Below are 17,439 nucleotides of genomic sequence, written 5' to 3'. Positions count from 1 at the left end.
ACTCGCTGTGAGTGAGGGGCCGCGGCCCGTGCGATGGTGCCCTGTGTTAGCGGCGACTTACTTGCTGGTGACGGTGAAGCCCTGCTCGGAGCCGTAGCTCGCGGTGGACTTCTGCCACGCCTTCAGACCGTCGTTCAGGTTGGCCTTGTCGGCGTAGGCCTGGCCGACGGTGTCACCGAAGATGCTGTTCGAGTAGACCTGGAACGGCAGGTAGGACCAGCCCTTCACGACGTCTTTCGATGCCTGGGCGAGCACCTTGTTGATCTGCTGCCCGCCGAAGTAGTCGGGAGCCGCGTCGAGGAACTTGCTCGACGACAGATCGGAGGTGGTCGACGGGAATCCGCCGGCCTCCATCGAGATCTGCGTACCCTCCTGAGCGTTCATGTACTTCACGAAACCGGCCGCGACCAGCTTGTTGTTACTCGCAGCCATGACCGCGTCGCCGCTTCCGCCGTTCTCGGCCGTGGCAGCGGAGCCTGCCGTGTAGGTCGGCAGCGGTGCGACGCGCCAGTTGCCGGATGCCGCCTCGACGCCGGTCTCCAGGTTGCCGGGCATCCACGCGCCGATGGCCAGGGTCGCGATGGAACCGTCAGCGAGGCCCTTGTACCACTCGTCGCTCCAGGAGGAGATCGGCGAGACGAGATCGCCGTCGACCAGCTGGCTCCACATGTTGGCGAACTTCTTGGCGCCGGCATCCTGCAGATTGATCGTGACCTTCTTGCCGTCGGAGCTGGTCTGGTACGGCTGGCCACCGGCCTGCCAGATCATGCTGGTGGCGAAGCCGGCGTCACCGGTGTCGTTGGTGATGTAGGCGTTCGGGTTCGCGGCGTGCAGGGTCTTCGCTGCGGCGATGTACTCGTCCCAGGTGGTCGGCACGGCAATGCCGTACTTGTCGAAGACGGTCTTGTTGTAGAACAGCGCCATGGGGCCGGAGTCCTGCGGAAGGGCGGCGAGCTTGCCGTTCAGGTTGACCGAACCCCAGGTGCCGGTCGTGTACTTGCTCTTCAGGTCGGACATCCCGAACTTGCTGAGGTCGGCGAGGGAGTCGCCAAGAGCGAACTGCGGGAGGGCGTAGTACTCGATCTGCGCAACATCGGGGCCCCCGGAACCGGCCTTGACCGCGTTCTGCAGCTTGATGTACTGGTCGTTGCCGGTACCGGCGTTGACGACCTTGACCGTGACGTTCGGGTACTTCTTCTCGAACGAGACCGCGATGTCCTTGACTGCCGGAGCCCAGGCCCACACGGTGATGCTGGACTTCTTCTGCAGGGCAGCGGTGATGTCGCTCGCGCTGCCGCTGTCGGCGGAGGTGGACCCTCCGGACGAGCAGGCGGCGAGGGCGACGGTGAGTGCCACGCCGCTCGCAACGGCGGTCGCCACTCGGCGGAGCGTGCTGTGCTTCTTATTCATTGGTGCCTTTCACTTCCTTGTAAAGGTGGTGGTGGGGTGAGGAGTTTTTCAGGCCTTGACGCTTCCGGCTGCGAGGCCGGACTGCCAGTAGCGCTGGAGGAAGAGGAACGCGACGACGATCGGCACGATCGTGAGCAGCGAACCGGTGATGACGAGGTTGTAAATCGGCTGGCCACCGACGGTCTGCGCCTGCTGGTTCCACTGGTTAAGGCCGACGGTCAGCGGATACCAGGTCGGCTCGCTCAGCATGATCAGCGGCAGAAAGTAGTTGTTCCAGGTCGCGACCAGGGTGAACAGCAGCACGGTGATCAGGCCCGGCGTGAGCAGCCGCAACGAGATGGTGAAGAAGGTGCGGAACTCGCCAGCGCCGTCCATGCGCGCAGCCTCCAGCAACTCGCTGGGGATGGCATCCTGCGCGTAGGTCCAGATCAGATAGAGGCCGAACGGGCTGATCAGGGAGGGCAGGATGATCGCCCACGGAGTGTTCGTGAGGTGCATCTGGCTGAACATCAGGAACGTCGGCACGGCGAGGGCGGTTCCAGGGATCGCCACCGCTCCGAGCACGACGGCGAAGACGGCCTTCTTGCCCGGAAAGGTGAACTTGGCCAGGCCGTAGCCTCCGAGCAGCGCCAGGAACGTCGCGCCACCCGCACCCACCACCACGTACAGCAGGGTGTTCAACAACCAGCGCACGAAGACGCCGTTGTCGTAGGTGAGGGTCTGTGCGATGTTGTCGAACAGCGAGAACGGTCCGCTGAACCAGAGCCCGAACGAGTTCAGCAGCTCGCTCTGCGTCTTGGTCGATCCGACGAACAGCCAGAACAGCGGCAGCAGGCTGTAGATCACGAGGATCGCCATGATGACGGTCAGCGGGATCGACTTGGGGCGCACCATTCCGGCACCGATCCTGCGACCGGGCGTGCGCTTGCTGGGGGCGAGAGTGCGCTGGGGGGCGGTCATGGTCGCGTTCGCCATCTCACGCCTCCTTTCGAGAGCCGGTGAGTTGCACGATGAAGGCGATCACGGCCGTGAGCACGCCCACGATGATCGCGATGGTCGCCGAGTAGTTGTACTGCTGACCCGAGAACGACAGGTTGTACGCGTACATGTTCGGGGTGAAGAAGGTGCTGATCGCGTTCGGAGCGAGCGACCGCAGGATGTTCGGCTCGTTGAACAACTGGAAGCTGCCGATGATCGAGAAGATCACTCCGATCACGATGGCCGGACGCAGCGCGGGCAGCTTGATGCTGCGGATGACACGGAAGGTTCCTGCACCGTCGAGCTCCGCTGCCTCGTAGAGGTCGACTGGGATGACGCGCAGTGCCGCGTAGAACAGCAGCATGTTGTAGCCGATGAACTCCCAGGTGTTGATGTTGCCGACGGCGACGAGCACCCAGTTGCTGGAGAGCGGCGCGAGATGCGTACCGAGCCAATCGTTGATGTTGCGCACCAGACCGAACTGCGTGCCGTACATGAAGCCCCACATCAGGGTGGCGACGACGGCGGGCACTGCGTACGGCAGGAAGATCGCGATACGGAAGAACGAGGAGAGGTAGAGGCGCGCGCTGTCGAGGGCGAGCGCCGCGGCCAGCGAGATCACCAACATGATCGGCACCTGCACGATGAGGAACAGGACGACTCGGCCGAGAGCGTTCCAGAGCTTCGGGTCGGTGAAGGCCTGCGCGTAGTTGGCGAGCCCGACAAATTGGTTTCCGCCGATCAACTGTTCTTTGAAGAGGCTGAGGTAGATCGAGTAGACCACCGGGGCGATGAGCACGAAGGCGAAGACCACCATGAACGGCCCGACGAACTTCCAGCCCGCCCAATCGAGTTTGGGCTTGTGAGGCTTCTGCGCCGCTTTCGCGACGGGACGGGCCTGCGACATCGTCGTCATCCGCTGATTCTCTTCGTTCTCTCGGCCGGCGTTGGCGGTGCCGGCATTGGCTTCTCGTCTGCACACATCGGCGAAAATGTTTGCGCAAACATCGAACGTGAACACGCTAGCATGTTTACGCAAACATCCCGAATGAGGATCGACGATGACCACTCTGAAGAACGCCGCACCCAAGAATGAACGGCGCGGTCCGTCCATGGCCGACGTAGCGCGCCTGGCCGGAGTGTCGTCGCAGACCGTCTCCCGCGTCTCCAACGGCCTCAGCAATGTGGATGCTGTGACTCGCGACCGCGTTCGCGCGGCCATGAACGAGCTCGGATACCGGCCGAACAGCGCCGCCCGCGCCCTCAAGACCGGGCGTTTTCGATCTATCGGCGTAATCACGTTCACGCTGTCGACCTTCGGCAACATGAGGACGCTGGATGCGATCGCCACTGCCTCCGCCGAGGCCGGCTACACGATCACGCTGCTCCCGATCGAGATGCCGACCCAGGGGCAGGTCTCCGGCGCCTTCGATCGGCTCGCCGAGCAGGCGGTAGATGGAATCGTCATCATCATCGAGGCGCACATCCTCGACCAGGCTCAGGTTTCGCTGCCGAGCGGCATCCCCGTGGTGATCGTCGACTCGGATGCCGGGGATCAGTATTCGGTCGTCGACGCCGATCAGGCCGAGGGCGCTCGTCTTGCCACCGAGCACCTGCTCTCCCTCGGCCACCGCACGGTGCACCACGTGGCGGGACCGAACTCGTCGTACTCCTCCGTGCGTCGCACCACATCGTGGCGAGCGACGCTCGAGCGTGCCGGCGCCGTCGTGCCGGAGCCCATCGTCGGCAACTGGAGCGCGGAGTCGGGATACCGCGCCGGCCTGGAACTCGCCGCCGACCCCGCCGTGACCGCGATCTTCGTGGGCAATGACCAGATGGCCCTCGGCGTGTTGCGCGCGCTGCACGAGAGCGGCCGCGTCGTGCCCGACGACGTCAGCGTGGTCGGGTTCGACGACATGGCGGAGGCATCCGCCTTCTGGCCTCCACTCACGACCATCCACCAGGACTTCTCCGAGGTCGGTCGCCGCTGCATCGAGATGCTGCTGCACGAGATCGACGACCACGAGCGCGGCGTCGGCACCAGCATCGTGCCGACCACGCTGGTGCTGCGCTCGAGCACGGCGCCCCCTCCCGCCTGAGCGCGGCTACTACCCGCTTTCCTGCCCGCTTGCACTGCCCCTCTGTCTGCACTGCACCTCTGTCTGCGCTGCGCCTCTTTCTGCACTCCCCCTCTGCCGGCAACGGGTGGGCGTACCGTCAGCGTCATGCGCATAGTCATCGCCGGTGGTCACGGCACAATCGCCCTGCTTCTCTCCCGTCGGCTCGCGGACGCCGGTCACCAGCCGGTCGGAATCATCCGGAATCCGAACCAGGCGGCGGATCTCGCCCGAGCCGGCTCCGATGTCATCGAGCTCGATCTGGAAAACAGTCCGGTGACGGATGTCGCGGCCGCACTGGTCGGCGCAGATGCGGCCGTCTTCGCTGCCGGCGCTGGCCCCGGCAGCGGGGACGCTCGCAAGCTCTCGCTCGACCGTGACGGAGCGATCCTGTTCGCCAATGCCGCCGTGGCGGCGGGCGTGCGGCGCCTGGTCGTCGTGTCCAGCATCGGGGCGGCGACCGGCACCGATGTGCCCGACGGCGACATGGCCGTCTACCTCCTCGCCAAAGGCGAAGCGGATGCGGCGGTCCAGCAGCTGGACCTGGACTGGACGATCGTGCGCCCGGTCTCGCTCACGAACGATTCCCCGACCGGCCTGGTCACCGTCGGCGCGACCGTCGAGCACGGCAGCATCCCGCGCGCCGACGTCGCCGCTGTTCTCGCCGCAGTGGTCACCGATGGCCTCGCGCCTCGTACGGTGTTCGAGGTCACCGGTGGCGGAGTGCCCGTCGACGAGGCGCTCAGCGCCCTTTAACGAGCTACGCGGATGCAGCGGGTGATTACACCGCTGCATCCGCGTGCCCTGACGACCTATCTGGCGCGCATCCGACCCGAACGAATGCGAGGCCGGCCGTCAGTCTGTGGCGATCTGTCTACCTCTCCGCGCGGCGACGGCGCCCGATGAACACCAGCGGGATTCCGAGCATCAGTACCAGCGCTCCAGCGATCAGCCAGGGCAGGACATTCGCTCCAGTGAAGGAGAGAAGCCCGGTGCCGTTGCCCGCGGCGGCCGGGGTCACCGGGTCACCGTAGGTGAATGCATCTGCCAGCGTCTGGGTGCCGCAGACCGGGCTACCGACGACGGTGACGTCCTTCACACCGGTACCAGCGGGGCTGATCGCGGTGATTTGGGTGTCGCTGTTCACGGTGAAACTGGTCGCCGCTGTCGTTCCGAAGGCTGGTGTCACTGCTGACGACCAGGTCGGTGCCAGCGATTCCATCGAACGTGACTCCCGTCGCGCCACCCAGGTTCGTGCCCGTGATGGTCACGACCGTGCCACCGCCGATGCCCCCATTGTCGGGCGTCAGAGCGTTAATCGCGACCGACCGTCAGGTTGGTACCGGCAATGCCGTCGAAGGTGACCGGGCCTGTGATGTTCGTCGGGCTGGTGGCGGCGAACGGAACCGAGACTCCGTCGATGGTCACTGCCGAGCGCGCGTGTCGCGTGTTAGAGCTCGCTCAGCAGCGCTGCTACCTGGCGGGCGATCTCCAGCTCTTCGTTGGTGGGGACGACGAGCACCGCGACCGGCGATCCGTTCGGCGAGATGTACCGCGGGGCCGACGACTGCAATTCGTTGCGGTCGTCATCGACCTGGATTCCCAGGAACTCCAGCCCGGCGAGTGATCGACGGCGCAACAGGGCGTTGTTCTCTCCCACTCCGGCGGTGAACACGAGCGCGTCGAGCCCGCCGAGGTGCGCGATGTATGCCCCGATGTAGCGACGAAGGCGATGCCGGTACACGGCGAGCGCGGCCTCGGCGGTGGGATCACCCGCGGATGCCGCCTCCTGCACGTTGCGCATGTCCCCGTTGCCGGTGAGACCCAGCAGTCCGCTGCGCTTGTTGAGGAGGACATCCAGGTCATCGAATCCGAGCCCGGCCTGCCGGTGGAGATGGATGAGCACCGCGGCGTCGATGTCACCGGAGCGGGTGCCCATGACCAGGCCTTCCAGCGGCGTCATCCCCATGCTGGTCTCGACCGAGACTCCCCCGTCGACATCCCCATGCTGGTCTCGACCGAGACTCCCCCGTCGATGGCCGCGACGGATGCCCCGTTGCCGAGGTGGAGCACGATCGTCTTGAGCTCCGACAGCGGGCGGCCGAGAAACTCGGCCGCCTTCTCTGACACGTATTTGTGGGAAGTGCCGTGGAAGCCGTAGCGACGCACCCGGTGCTCCTCGGCGAGTTCGGCGTCGATCGCATAGGTATACGCGGCGGGCGGCAGCGTCTGGTGGAACGCGGTGTCGAACACCGCCACCTGCGGCACGCCCGGCAGTGCCGCACGGGCGGCGCGGATGCCCTGCAGATTCGCCGGATTGTGCAGCGGCGCGAGGGCGGACAGCTCCTCGATCTGCACCTCGACCTCGGGGGTGACGAGGGTCGCAGCGTCGAACAGCGACCCCCCGTGCACCACGCGGTGTCCGACGGCGGCGATCGTGTGGGAGTCGCCCAGACGCGCGATGACCTGCTTCATGCCGGTCTCGTGGTCGGGGACATCCGATCCGGCCTCGCCGATGCGCTCGACCAGACCGGAGAGCACCGGCTGCTGGGTGTCCATATCGATCAGCTGGTACTTGATCGAGGACGAACCGGAGTTGACGACGAAGATCTGGGTCATGATGCAACCTTCTGCGAACGAGATTGGGCCTGGATGGCGGTGATGGCGACGGTGTTGACGATGTCCTGCACCAGCGCGCCGCGCGAGAGGTCGTTGATCGGCTTGCGCAGCCCCTGCAGCACCGGGCCGATCGCCACGGCACCCGCACTGCGCTGCACCGCCTTATAGGTGTTGTTGCCGGTGTTGAGGTCGGGGAAGATGAACACGGTCGCCCGCCCGGCCACCTCCGATCCCGGCATCTTCGATTGACCGACGGATGCGTCGACCGCGGCGTCGTACTGGATCGGGCCGTCCACCTTGAGGTCGGCACGCCTTTCGCGCACAAAAGCCGTCGCCTCGCGCACCTTCTCCACATCGGCGCCGGCCCCGGACATCCCGGTGGAGTAGGAGAGCATGGCGATCCGCTGCTCGATCTGGAACTGCGCCGCGGTGGTGGCAGAGGAGATGGCGATATCGGCGAGCTGCGTCGCGTTCGGGTCGGGGTTGACCGCGCAGTCGCCGTAGACCAGCACGCGGTCTTCGAGGCACATGAGGAACACGCTGGAGACCACCGAGACTCCCGGATCGGTCTTGATGATCTCGAAGCCGGGTCGGATGGTGTGCGCGGTCGTGTGCGCCGCCCCGGAGACCATGCCGTCGGCGAGACCGAGGTGCACCATCATCGTGCCGAAGTAGGAGACATCCGTCACCGTCTCACGCGCCGCCTCCAGCGTGACGCCCTTGTGCTCGCGCAGCTTCGCGTACTCGATCGCGAAACGCTCGCGCAGCTCGGGATCGAAGGGGCTCAGGATGCCGGCGTCGCTCAGGTCGAGACCGAGCTCGGCCGACCGCGCGCGGATCTCGCTCTCGTCGCCGAGGATCGTGAGCTTCGCCACGGCCCTCCGAAGCAGAGTGCTCGCCGCGCGCAGGATGCGATCGTCGCCGCCCTCCGGCAACACGATGTGCTGGGGGTTGCTGCGGGCGCGGTCGAGCAGGTCGTACTCGAACATCAACGGCGTCACCACGTCGGTGCGGCTCACGTCGAGCCGTTCCAGCAGCAGGCCGGAATCGACGTATTGCTCGAACAGGGCGAGCGCGGTGTCGTATTTGCGCTGCGAGTCGGCGGCGAGGCGGCCGCGGGTCTGTGTGATGCGCAGGGCCGTGTCGTACGTGCCGAAGTTCGTGCTGATGATCGGCAACGCGTTGTCGAGGCCGTCGATCAGCTGGGCGATCTGCGGCAGCAGCTCGAAGCCGCCGTTGAGGATGACGCCGGCCACCGACGGGAACGTCTCGGCCGCGTTGGCCATCAGTACGGCCAGCAGCACGTCGGAGCGATCGCCTGGGATCACCACGACTCCGCCCTCGATGAGGCGGGTGAGCACGTTCTCCATCGACATCGCGGCCACCACGGTGCCGAGGGATTCGCGGGAGAGCAGCGCGGTGTCGCCGGAAAGCAGGGTGCCGTGTACCGCCTCCATGATCGAGCCGACGCTCGGGGCGATGAGGAAGGGGTCTTCGGGGATCGCCCAGACCGGCACGCCGTTGCTATCGCCAGCGAGCGCGGCAACCACCTCGTCGAGCATTCCGGGGTCGACGCGGTTGGCCACGATGCCGATCACGCTGGCGTGCGCCGCAGACAGCTCGGTGCTCGCCAAGCCGAGGATCTGGCGCAGGTCTCCGGCGCTGCGCGCCCCCTGCTCGTCGTGCTGTTGCCCACCCAGAACGAGCAGCACCGGAGCGGCGAGGTTGGCGGCGACGCGCGCGTTGAATCCGAGTTCGGTCGGCGAGCCGACATCCGTGTAATCAGAACCCAGGATGACCACCGCGTCGCACTGCCGCTCGACCGCCTTGAACCGGGAGACGATCTCGCTGAGGGCTGCGTCGGCGTCGGCGTGCACCGCGTCGTAGCCGACCCCGATGCACTCGTCATACGAAAGCTCGACGCCGTCGTGGGCGAGCAGCATCTCGAGCACGTAGTCACGGGATTCGCTGGAGCGCGCGACCGGCCGGAACACCCCCACGCGGCGGGCTTGATGGCTCAGGGTGTCGAGCATCCCGAGCGCGACGGTTGACTTGCCGGTGTGTCCCTCGACGGAGGTGATGTAAATGCTTCGCGCCACTGCTTAACCCTAGGCCGCGGACCTGTGTGCGAGGGGAGCCGGGTTAGGGCTAAACTCGTCGTGGCTCCTCGCGTGGCGCCATCCAGGCCAACTCCCCCAGGACGGAAACGTAGCAAGGGTAACCGGGCTCTGGCGGGTGCGCGAGGGGTCCTTTTCGTTGTACTCAGTGTGTTGTTCTGGTCGGTGCGAATTCGGCGGCCGCGATCATCCCGTAAGATTCTTGATGGTCGTTCGCTCGAACCGCTCGGCCGCGTCAAGGAGAATTCGCCTAGTGGCCTATGGCGCACGCTTGGAAAGCGTGTTGGGTTAACGCCCTCGGGGGTTCGAATCCCCCATTCTCCGCCGATTTAAAACTGCCTCTGATCAGGTTTTTTATACTCGCAAGCGAGGGCATATTCCGCTCCATGTGCTGAGATATGTGCTAAGCCTGATCGAGATGCTCCGCGAAGCGGCTTACTGCGGCCTTCTGCATCGTCGGGGTGACGTGGCTGTAGATGTTCATCGTCGTGGTGATCGTGGAATGCCCGAGGCGTTCCTGCACCACTTTGGGGTGTTCGCCCAGTTCGAGCAGCAGGGTCGCGTGCGTGTGCCGCAGGCCCTTGAGGGTGACCCAGGGTAGTCCGTTCATTGCCGCCTGTGCGCGTTCTACGCGGAACGTCCAGCGCCGGCCGACCTCGTTTGGTGATCGGATCGCGCCTGCGTCGTTGCCGAAAATGTAGGAGTCCGCGCGGGCAAGATCTAGTGAGATTGCGCCGCGTTTCGCCTTGTAGGCCTTGAGGATTCCCATGGTCTCCGGATCCAGGTCCAGCACGCGTGATGACCCCGTCTTTGTGGACTTCGCCACGTTGCGGATGGTCACGTCAGCGGCCCGTCTGACACTCAGCCTGCCGCTCGCGACATTCAGGTCGCCCCAGCGAAGCGCGAGAGCTTCGCTGCGCCTCATCCCCGTGTAGGCGATAGTGCGCCACAGCGGGAAGAGCTCGTCCTTGAGCACGTCCCGGTTCCAGGTGAGGAAGGCGTGGAGTTCGCCGCCCGTCCATGTCGTAATCTCAGGACGATGCGCACGGATCTGAGAACCCGTTGGAGCATTGACCGTGCGCTTCTTCCTGGCCGGGTTCGCGCCGATCAAGCCATCATCGAGCGCGGCGTCGAGTATGGCACCCAGCACGACGTGCACCTTGTTCACGCTATTCGCTGAGAGCGGCTTTCCACGACCAGTCGTGTCCCGCCGACCTGATTTCTCCAGTGCCCGGTAGTGGGCGGCGATCCTGGTCGCGGTGAGCTTGTCCAGACTGAGCTCGCCGAGCGAAGGGCTGATGTGATTGCGGATGATCTTGCGGTAGCCCTGGATCGTCGAGTTCTGCAGTCGGAGCCCGCCGACCCACTGGTCGGCGTAGTCCGCGATAGTGGGTACCTTGCCCTGGAACCTCTCGTTCTGTGCCTTCTTCTTTAGCGCGCTCGCAAGGGCATTCTGGGCTTCTTCTAGGTTCTTGAATCCGCCACGGGTGATGCGGGTCTCACCAAGCTCCGGTTTCTCGGGGTCTTTGAGCGCGTAGATCTGGAATTTCCACCGCAGTCCCGTCTTCGTCGGGTAGTCGGCCAGCGACCCCGCATGTCGTGATCGAGACCGTCGGACCTTGTTCTCGTTTAGCTCTTCAGGGTCTTTCCCGACGGCGCGGCCTTTGGGGATGTTCGTCGCTTTTCGCACCTTTCGCATCTCTTTCTTGTTATTGACTGGCGTCGGGTCAAATGTCGATGGGGATGGACATCGGGTCGAGTTCGAGCTGACGTCCAGTGATTGTGGCGAGACGTCCTCGATGGGTGGCAATCCGTTTCTCGTAGACCTCGCGCGGGGTAACGCCGACCTGTCCCTGGTCGTACTGCGCGAGGATGTCCTCGGAGCGGCGTATGTAGCTGGCCGAGTCGAATGCCTGCTCCTTCCAGTACCGCAAAAGGTCCTCGGTGGTGAGTTTGACAGTGCCCTGTATCCAAGCCCGAATCTCCTCAGGCGTGAATTGACCCTCCGGTACTCCAGCCGGAGCCTGGGCTTCCTCGGAGGCTGGTGTGAGTAAAGCGGCCGGGGTGGTCTCCAAGGCGTAGGCGAAGACAGTGAGGTCGTCGACGTCCACACGCCGGTCGCCATTCTCGATCTTGCTCAGTGCCGATGGCGAGATGACCCGGCCCGTCGTCTTGATCCGTGCGGATAGCTCCCGCAGGTCAACGCCGGTGCTTTGACGCACTTTGCGAAGGTTCGCTGCGACAGCTTCGTTTGTCTGTCCCGCGGGGTTCCCGCGCTTCCTGTCATCCATATAAGAAACGTACACCGTCACTGTTGACACAACAAGCGCGAACATGTAGATTCATATCTCGTCATTTCTCGCTATCCAAGGAACGAGGTACGCGATATGAGAATCGTAACGGTGACGATCGAGACGCTTCGCGAGTCACGAAGCCTGGTAATTACGCGCACTGAGGCGGCACAAGCGCTCGGCGTCGATCCCCGCACAGTGACTGCCGGAGTCGAGAACCGTACGATCCCCTCCGTGAAGCTCGGCCGCCGCGTGGTGATCCCCCGCGAGAAATTTCTGCGTCTGTTCGATCCCGACAGCGAGTGAGCCATCGTCCCCCGCCTACACGCAGCGGGCGTCTTAGGGTCCGAAGCTAGCCGGGAGCGCCATCCCGCTATTCCTCGGTTAGTGCATCTAAAGTAGAAGTTTGAGGCGTGGGTTGGAGGTTCCGATGGCTGAGTATGTGGAGCGATTATGGCATCCGGAGGACGCAGGCGGTCTGAGCCGGAAGGACCGGGAACCGGGCCGCTACCTGGCCTATGTGCCGGACGAACTGGGCGACCGGCTCCCGACCCTCGGCGTTGAGGCGCAGGGGGCGGTGGAGGATGCGTTGGCGGTGTTGGCGCGGGCGGATGAGCGGATCGGGTCGCGCGGGCGGTATTTGAATCACCTGTTGATCCGGTCGGAGTCGATTTCGTCGTCGTGGATCGAAGGCAACCGGGTGAGCCCGAAGCGGTTGGCGATCGCAGAATTGTTGCATGAGGGGCCGAGGGAGGCTCTGGATGTGGTGGCGAACGTGCGGGCGACGGAGGCGGCAATCGCAGAGCTGGCGGATCGGGGTCGGGCGATCACGGTTGAGGACATCGTGGATCTCCAGCACGTGATCGAGCCCCGCCTGACGCGCGGGCTGCGGGAAGAGCAGAACTGGGTGGGAGGCCCAGGCTGGTCCCCGTTACGGGCAGCGTTCGTGCCACCCCCAGAGAGCGAGGTGGTACGGCTGGTGGCTGATCTTGCCCGGTTCACGACCGAGACATCGGGGAATCCGGTGTTGCGGGCGGCGATCGTCCACGCCCAGTTCGAGACGATCCACCCGTTCATAGACGGCAACGGCCGTACCGGGCGTGCCCTCATCCACACCGTCTTGCGCCGCGCGGACGCGCTGCGGAACACTCTGATCCCGATCAGCACCGTGTTCGCGGGCGATACCGATTCCTACATCGCGGGCTTGAACGGTTACCGGGCCGACCCACCACGGTTGGACGAGTGGGTGATCGGGTTCGCCCAGGCTGCCGAACGCTCCGCCGGCAACGCCGTCCAACTCTCCGAGGACATCGCCGCACTGGATGCGCAGGTGGGTGAGGAGTTTGTGCGGTTCCGCCGTGCGCGCGGCCTGAGCCCGGCGATTCCGCGGCGGGACGCGGTGGTGCTGCGCATCCTCGACACCCTCGCCTCCGACCCTGTGCTCACCGCCGAATCTGTCAGCGCCCGCCTACAGGTCTCGCCCGCGGCGGCGCACCGCGCGTTGACCGAACTGGCAGAGGCAGGCATCCTCGGCCGGGCGAAAGAGAAGGGCCGACTGATCTGCTGGACGGCCGACCGCCACCTCGCCCTGGTCGCACTAACCGAGCGCAGCAACCGCGTCGGTGGCGGCGACACACGAGACCGGAAGCCACGGCTCGGTCCCGCCGCACCACACCGGAGCGCGTTCAGCAGCACGCTGCGACCTGACCACCCCATCCGACGGGACGCTATGGGGCTGTAACGCCAACGGTCCACGTCCGCGGCTGAGCGGTGCGGGAGGCGTCCCTTGGGGTGGTCGGAAAAGATTTACCGAGGCCGGCGCGACGACCAGTGAGGATGCACTCCGGTGCGAGCTGCACCGACTGGCGAGCGAACCCAATATGAGTTGTCCGGCTAAGTCATACAGCCGCCCGTGCTCGGTATGACTTCGCCTCGGCGTTGTGCGGCAGAGATCACGGCAAGTAGGTTCACAACCTGCGTCGTCTGCTCTGTGGGTTTAGCCCGGCGCATCCGAGTAGCCTCGTTCGATGGTAGGCGGGCTATCGCCCAAGCCCGCGGTCGGGCGGTATCGGGCCACGGTCGGGCGGTCGCCGGGTGAAGACATGGAGCCGTCCGGCGCGCGCCCGGCGTTCGGCCAGAGTGCGGTCGGCGGCCGTACGTTGGGCCTGTTCCTGCTCGGTGCGGTTGCGGATGAGTTGCGCCGCTTCGACGGGCGGTAGGGCCTCTATCGCCGCGAGGTCGCGCCGAGCAGTCTCGGCATGTTCCCGCCACCGGGCGGCTTGTGCCTGCGCGGAGCCGGACGTGTGGTTGCCGAACATCTGGCGGTGGAGGTCGGCGCGCTCCCGCGACTGCCGGGCAATAAGGCGTTGCTGCTCTTGCTGGGCGTCGGTGGTGTGCTGGCGGGCCTGGCTCACGCGCGGGTTGGCGTCGGCTTCCTGTTCCACGACCGATGCGGCCCACGGTAGGAGTCCGGCGAGGGTCTCCGGGAGTCCGCCCCAGCGCTGCCGTGCGGCCGTCTCGATTGCGCGATGCTCACTGGTCGCCTGTGTCGCCACACGGTTAGTGGCACGTTTACTTAGCCGTCCGGCGCGCGCGGTGTTCGCTTCCCACATCCGCTCTCGGCTGGTGATGTACGCGATCCCGTCGGTGGTGGCCCGCTCGATGAGCGGAGCGACGACCTCGGCGCGGACCTCGGCGGCGCGGATGTCCGCGGGGGCGACGGTCTCCTGCTGCTCGTCGGATTCGGCTTGGTGCGCATCGGCCTGCCGGACGAGCGCGGCGACTGCGTGTGCCCACTTGTCGGCCTGCTGGCTGGCGTGCTTGATCTGTTGGGTCAGGCGGGCGCGCTCGGCGTTCACCACGCGTACCGGCCCGTTGGCGGTGAGACCGGCGACGGCATCGTGTGCGGCCTGGGTTGCGATCTCAAGGCCGCGGTCGGCGTGATCACGCTCGAGCGCGGCGGTGAACTGTTCCCGTGCGTCGTCCAGATCGGCGGCGACGATGTGGAGCCGGTTTGTCGTGCGGCCGCGGGTCATGCCTACATACAAGCCCGCCGCGTCGAGCGCGTCGGTCAGGATCGTGTGCGACTTGGGCACCGTTGCGCCTTGCACCCCGTAGGCGGTGGTGGCGTAGGCGAGGTGCATGTATTGGGACGCGTACTCGGCTGGGAGTCGGACTGTGTGCTGCTGCTTCCGGCCGGTTGCGTTCTCCTTCGCCCACACGGTTCCGTCTTGTCCGACGGCCTGCACGGTCCACGTTTGCCGGTTCGCTACCTGTAGGTCTGCATTGTTCTGCCGGGTCTGGATCACGTCGCCTCGTCCGATCGAGAGGCCATCGCTGCCGGTAGTGGTGCGTGTATCGTCCACCGCTCCCCTCTGTACCCGCTGGTCGCGGATGCGCGCGTTCAGCTCCCGCGCTTCGTCGTTGGTTGCGGTCGTGATCGCCTCCCCGTCGCGCGCATCGCCCGCGATCGACTCCTGCACGGCCTCATCGCTGTCGTGCAGAACCACCAGCCCCAGGTCGTGTAGCCGGTCGAACAGCAGCGCGGGACGCTCTCCGCCACGCATCTGCACCGTCAACTTCGCGTACTCCGGGTCGGTGAAGCGGTGCACGGTCGTCATGTCGTACGTGCGTCCGGCGAGTTGCGCGGCTATATCGAGCACACCGCCACGCCCGACCGCGGACAGCTGCGCCCGGTCCCCAACCAAGGCGAGGGTTGCGTCGTGCTCGTCCGCGACGGTCAGCAGGGCGAGGGCGGTGTCTTGGTCGAGTATCCCGGCCTCGTCCACCACGATCCGCTCCCCTCGGGTCAGCCGCGCAGTCACGGATGGCCCGCTGTAAGTGCTGCCGTTCTCCGGGTCGGTGTCGCCGATGGCCAGGCGGGTCCAAACCCCATCGGCGTTCCACCGCCAGCCGTGTTCGTGAACCAGCTTCGCCACACTGTCGGTCGATACACCAAGTTCCTGCGCGGCCACATCCGCAGCCTTCTTCGTCGGCGTCACCACCCGCGTTGCGCGCCCCTGGCCGGCGGCGGTTTCGATCGCCGCGCCAAGCATGGTGGTCTTCCCCGCACCGGCCGCACCCTCCACCACCACGAGACTCTCGGTGCCCGCGATTGCGGCGGCAGCGTGCGCCTGATCCGGGTCAAGGTTCCCCTTGCCCGCCAGGCCTGTCACCTCCGATACACGGTGCACGCCCTTCGTTGCGCGGGCTGCGAGCATGTCGCGCAAGCGCGTCTCGACCGCAACAACATGCACTGTGGTGAGGTGTGCAACATGGTCGGGTTGCACACTCTCCGGTGGCAACACCGACAGGCAATCCTCCACCGCAAGCCGGGTACTCATCGCAACCATGTCGCGCAACGCCTCCGGGGTGGCGCGCACCCCCGCCTCGGTGATGATGCCGGTGACCCGCTCCTGGACAGTGTGCACAGTCCAGGTCGACGCGGCAGCCGCACAACGGTCCAGAGCCCGCGACGCGACCCGTTGAACGCTCAGATCATCAAGCGACACCGGCACACGCGCCAGTACACGCGTCGGACTCGGGGCGTAGCCGAGTTTCGCCAACTCGGCGCGCCACGCCGCTTCGCCTCCGAGCGCGGCGGGCTTCTTGTGGGGTCGTTCGTGATCCCACGCCATCGCCTCCAACCGCGAACGGTCCACCGGGCCGGGCTCCTGACCTGGATGCTTGGCGCGCCAGTCGGCCTCGAACATGGTCAGGTTGCGGGTGACCTGCTCCGCCCGCTTGGACATGACACGGTTGTAGCGCTCCAGCTCGGCCACCTCGCCGGTGACCGGATCCAAAGTCAGGCCGTGCGCCTCGAGTGTGGCGGCGAGCTGCGGATGCGCGGCGATCACCGCGGTACCCAGCGCCCGTATTGCGCCCTGCTGCTTGAACAGCGCCCCCGTGTCCAGTCCCCACCAAGCTCCGGCCGCCCACACCCGCGTGCCGATCTGAAAATGGATATGCCAGTGCGGATCACCCGCCCGCGACGTCCGATGCACAACCGAAACAGTTTCCAGCTGCTCGACCGGCACAACCTCCTGCCTCCCCCGCGGGCCTACACGAGTAACCGAGTGCTGTCCAAGCCAACGGCGGATCTCCCCCACGGCATCGGCCTGCGCCGCGTCCAGCGCCTCCGACACCTCGGGGTGCAAGGCCGCCGCAATCGACAGCGACTTCGGCGCGTTCACCACCATCTCCGCGAAACGCGGCGAGCCCCGCCGTCCACTCCCGGCTTGGCGAGGGGCGCCCATCGACTCCCCGGTCAGCGGGTTCGCCCAATCCACCCAGGAGGCGTACTCGTCCGGCGTCAGCCCAACCTCGCCAATCACCTCGCCGGCACCGTTCACGGCCGAGAACTCGGCCAGGGCAACGCCGCCTTCCAGGTAGTAGTCGTCCGCCCGCGAACGGTCGGACTCCAGGTAGCGGCGGGCATCCGCTCCCGCGCCCCGAAACAGGATCACCCCGCCCTTCATCCCGCATCTCTCGTTTCTAATAGCGCGTGCTGTGTATCTACTACGGTAGCATACGTGCATTCAGAAGAGAACTAGTCGTGTGGGAGTTTCGTGCGCGCCGGAAGAGATTTGGCGGGCTTTGGGGCGCCACATCCCGCGAAGCACTAATGCTGCACGGCTAAGCGATTCCGGTCGGCCGGATTCCTCTGACGCTCACCCCTGTGGCGAGTTGCCTGAGCGTTACCGGAACGGTCAGCAGACTTTCTCGACTCGCGAAGGCTTCGGTAGATAGTTTCGGTGCACGATCGTGCTTCGTGTCGTGACCCGGTGACGGGGATCTCCGGGCGCCCCGAAATCGGTCGTTTTCGGACAGTTGCCGCGGCCGCGCAGAGAGCAAGACGGGCGGTCGCTCACTGGCAGCGAGGCAACACAAAAGCATGTGATATTTAGG

The 17,439-nt window shown here is 65.7% G+C and carries 12 protein-coding genes, 1 tRNA gene, 1 other RNA gene and 1 pseudogene; 6 read left to right on the top strand and 9 right to left on the bottom strand.

Features of this window, described 5'->3' with window-relative positions:
* Positions 1–57: 57 nt before the first annotated feature.
* Genes IV501_RS14065 through IV501_RS14055 form a run of 3 tightly spaced genes read right to left on the bottom strand, consistent with a single transcriptional unit; the run spans position 58 to position 3,304 of the window.
* Positions 58–1,410, bottom strand: a complete 1,353-nt coding sequence (locus tag IV501_RS14065) for an ABC transporter substrate-binding protein (protein ID WP_200557007.1) — start codon at positions 1,408–1,410, stop codon at positions 58–60.
* A gap of 48 nt (positions 1,411–1,458) precedes the next feature.
* Positions 1,459–2,385: a carbohydrate ABC transporter permease gene (locus IV501_RS14060; RefSeq protein WP_372430756.1), complete on the bottom strand. Its 927-nt coding sequence runs from the start codon at positions 2,383–2,385 to the stop codon at positions 1,459–1,461.
* A gap of 1 nt (position 2,386) precedes the next feature.
* A complete protein-coding gene (locus IV501_RS14055; protein ID WP_200557006.1) occupies positions 2,387–3,304 on the bottom strand; it encodes a carbohydrate ABC transporter permease in 918 nt (305 codons plus the stop codon).
* 145 nt (positions 3,305–3,449) lie between these two features.
* Here IV501_RS14055 and IV501_RS14050 point away from each other — a divergent pair, with 145 nt between their 5' ends.
* Together IV501_RS14050 and IV501_RS14045 are read left to right on the top strand one after the other, a co-directional pair.
* Positions 3,450–4,487, top strand: a complete 1,038-nt coding sequence (locus IV501_RS14050) for a LacI family DNA-binding transcriptional regulator (RefSeq protein ID WP_234698629.1) — start codon at positions 3,450–3,452, stop codon at positions 4,485–4,487.
* A gap of 126 nt (positions 4,488–4,613) precedes the next feature.
* Complete coding sequence (locus tag IV501_RS14045; protein WP_200557005.1) at positions 4,614–5,261, top strand: NAD(P)H-binding protein; 648 nt, start codon at positions 4,614–4,616, stop codon at positions 5,259–5,261.
* Between the two features lie 118 nt (positions 5,262–5,379).
* On the opposite strand, the gene IV501_RS16250 is transcribed toward IV501_RS14045, so the two are convergent.
* The 3 genes and pseudogenes from IV501_RS16250 to pta all read right to left on the bottom strand — a co-directional run bounded on the left by IV501_RS16250 (position 5,380) and on the right by pta (position 9,223).
* Entirely contained in the window at positions 5,380–5,727 is a 348-nt protein-coding gene (locus IV501_RS16250; RefSeq protein WP_234698628.1) for a hypothetical protein, read from the bottom strand.
* A 228-nt stretch (positions 5,728–5,955) separates the two neighbouring features.
* Positions 5,956–7,124 (bottom strand): annotated as a pseudogene (locus IV501_RS14035) (acetate/propionate family kinase).
* Positions 7,121–9,223: a phosphate acetyltransferase gene (pta, locus tag IV501_RS14030; protein WP_200557004.1), complete on the bottom strand. Its 2,103-nt coding sequence runs from the start codon at positions 9,221–9,223 to the stop codon at positions 7,121–7,123. The pseudogene IV501_RS14035 and the gene pta overlap by 4 nt, the downstream one beginning before the upstream one ends.
* A 59-nt stretch (positions 9,224–9,282) precedes the next feature.
* On the opposite strand from pta, the gene ffs reads away from it, so the two are divergent.
* Positions 9,283–9,379: signal recognition particle sRNA small type (gene ffs, locus IV501_RS14025), an RNA gene on the top strand.
* 101 nt (positions 9,380–9,480) lie between these two features.
* A tRNA-Ser gene (locus IV501_RS14020) sits at positions 9,481–9,565 on the top strand.
* Between the two features lie 79 nt (positions 9,566–9,644).
* Here IV501_RS14020 and IV501_RS14015 read toward each other — a convergent pair.
* Both IV501_RS14015 and IV501_RS14010 read right to left on the bottom strand, forming a co-directional pair.
* Positions 9,645–10,940: a site-specific integrase gene (locus IV501_RS14015; protein ID WP_200557003.1), complete on the bottom strand. Its 1,296-nt coding sequence runs from the start codon at positions 10,938–10,940 to the stop codon at positions 9,645–9,647.
* Positions 10,941–10,968: 28 nt separating this feature from the next.
* Entirely contained in the window at positions 10,969–11,532 is a 564-nt protein-coding gene (locus IV501_RS14010; protein ID WP_200557002.1) for a helix-turn-helix domain-containing protein, read from the bottom strand.
* A 111-nt stretch (positions 11,533–11,643) separates the two neighbouring features.
* Here IV501_RS14010 and IV501_RS14005 point away from each other — a divergent pair, with 111 nt between their 5' ends.
* Both IV501_RS14005 and IV501_RS14000 read left to right on the top strand, forming a co-directional pair.
* Positions 11,644–11,838, top strand: a complete 195-nt coding sequence (locus IV501_RS14005) for a helix-turn-helix domain-containing protein (RefSeq protein ID WP_307812308.1) — start codon at positions 11,644–11,646, stop codon at positions 11,836–11,838.
* A 124-nt stretch (positions 11,839–11,962) separates the two neighbouring features.
* The gene (locus tag IV501_RS14000) at positions 11,963–13,273 is read left to right on the top strand and encodes a Fic family protein (protein ID WP_200557000.1); all 1,311 of its coding nucleotides are present in this window, start codon (positions 11,963–11,965) and stop codon (positions 13,271–13,273) included.
* A gap of 298 nt (positions 13,274–13,571) precedes the next feature.
* On the opposite strand, the gene mobF is transcribed toward IV501_RS14000, so the two are convergent.
* Positions 13,572–17,009: a MobF family relaxase gene (gene mobF, locus IV501_RS13995; RefSeq protein ID WP_200556999.1), complete on the bottom strand. Its 3,438-nt coding sequence runs from the start codon at positions 17,007–17,009 to the stop codon at positions 13,572–13,574.
* Between the last annotated feature and the right edge of the window lie 430 nt (positions 17,010–17,439).

Source organism: Lacisediminihabitans changchengi (assembly GCF_016634425.1).
In the GTDB taxonomy this organism is placed as follows: domain Bacteria; phylum Actinomycetota; class Actinomycetes; order Actinomycetales; family Microbacteriaceae; genus Lacisediminihabitans; species Lacisediminihabitans changchengi.
This window is presented reverse-complemented; position numbering and strand designations above follow the sequence as displayed.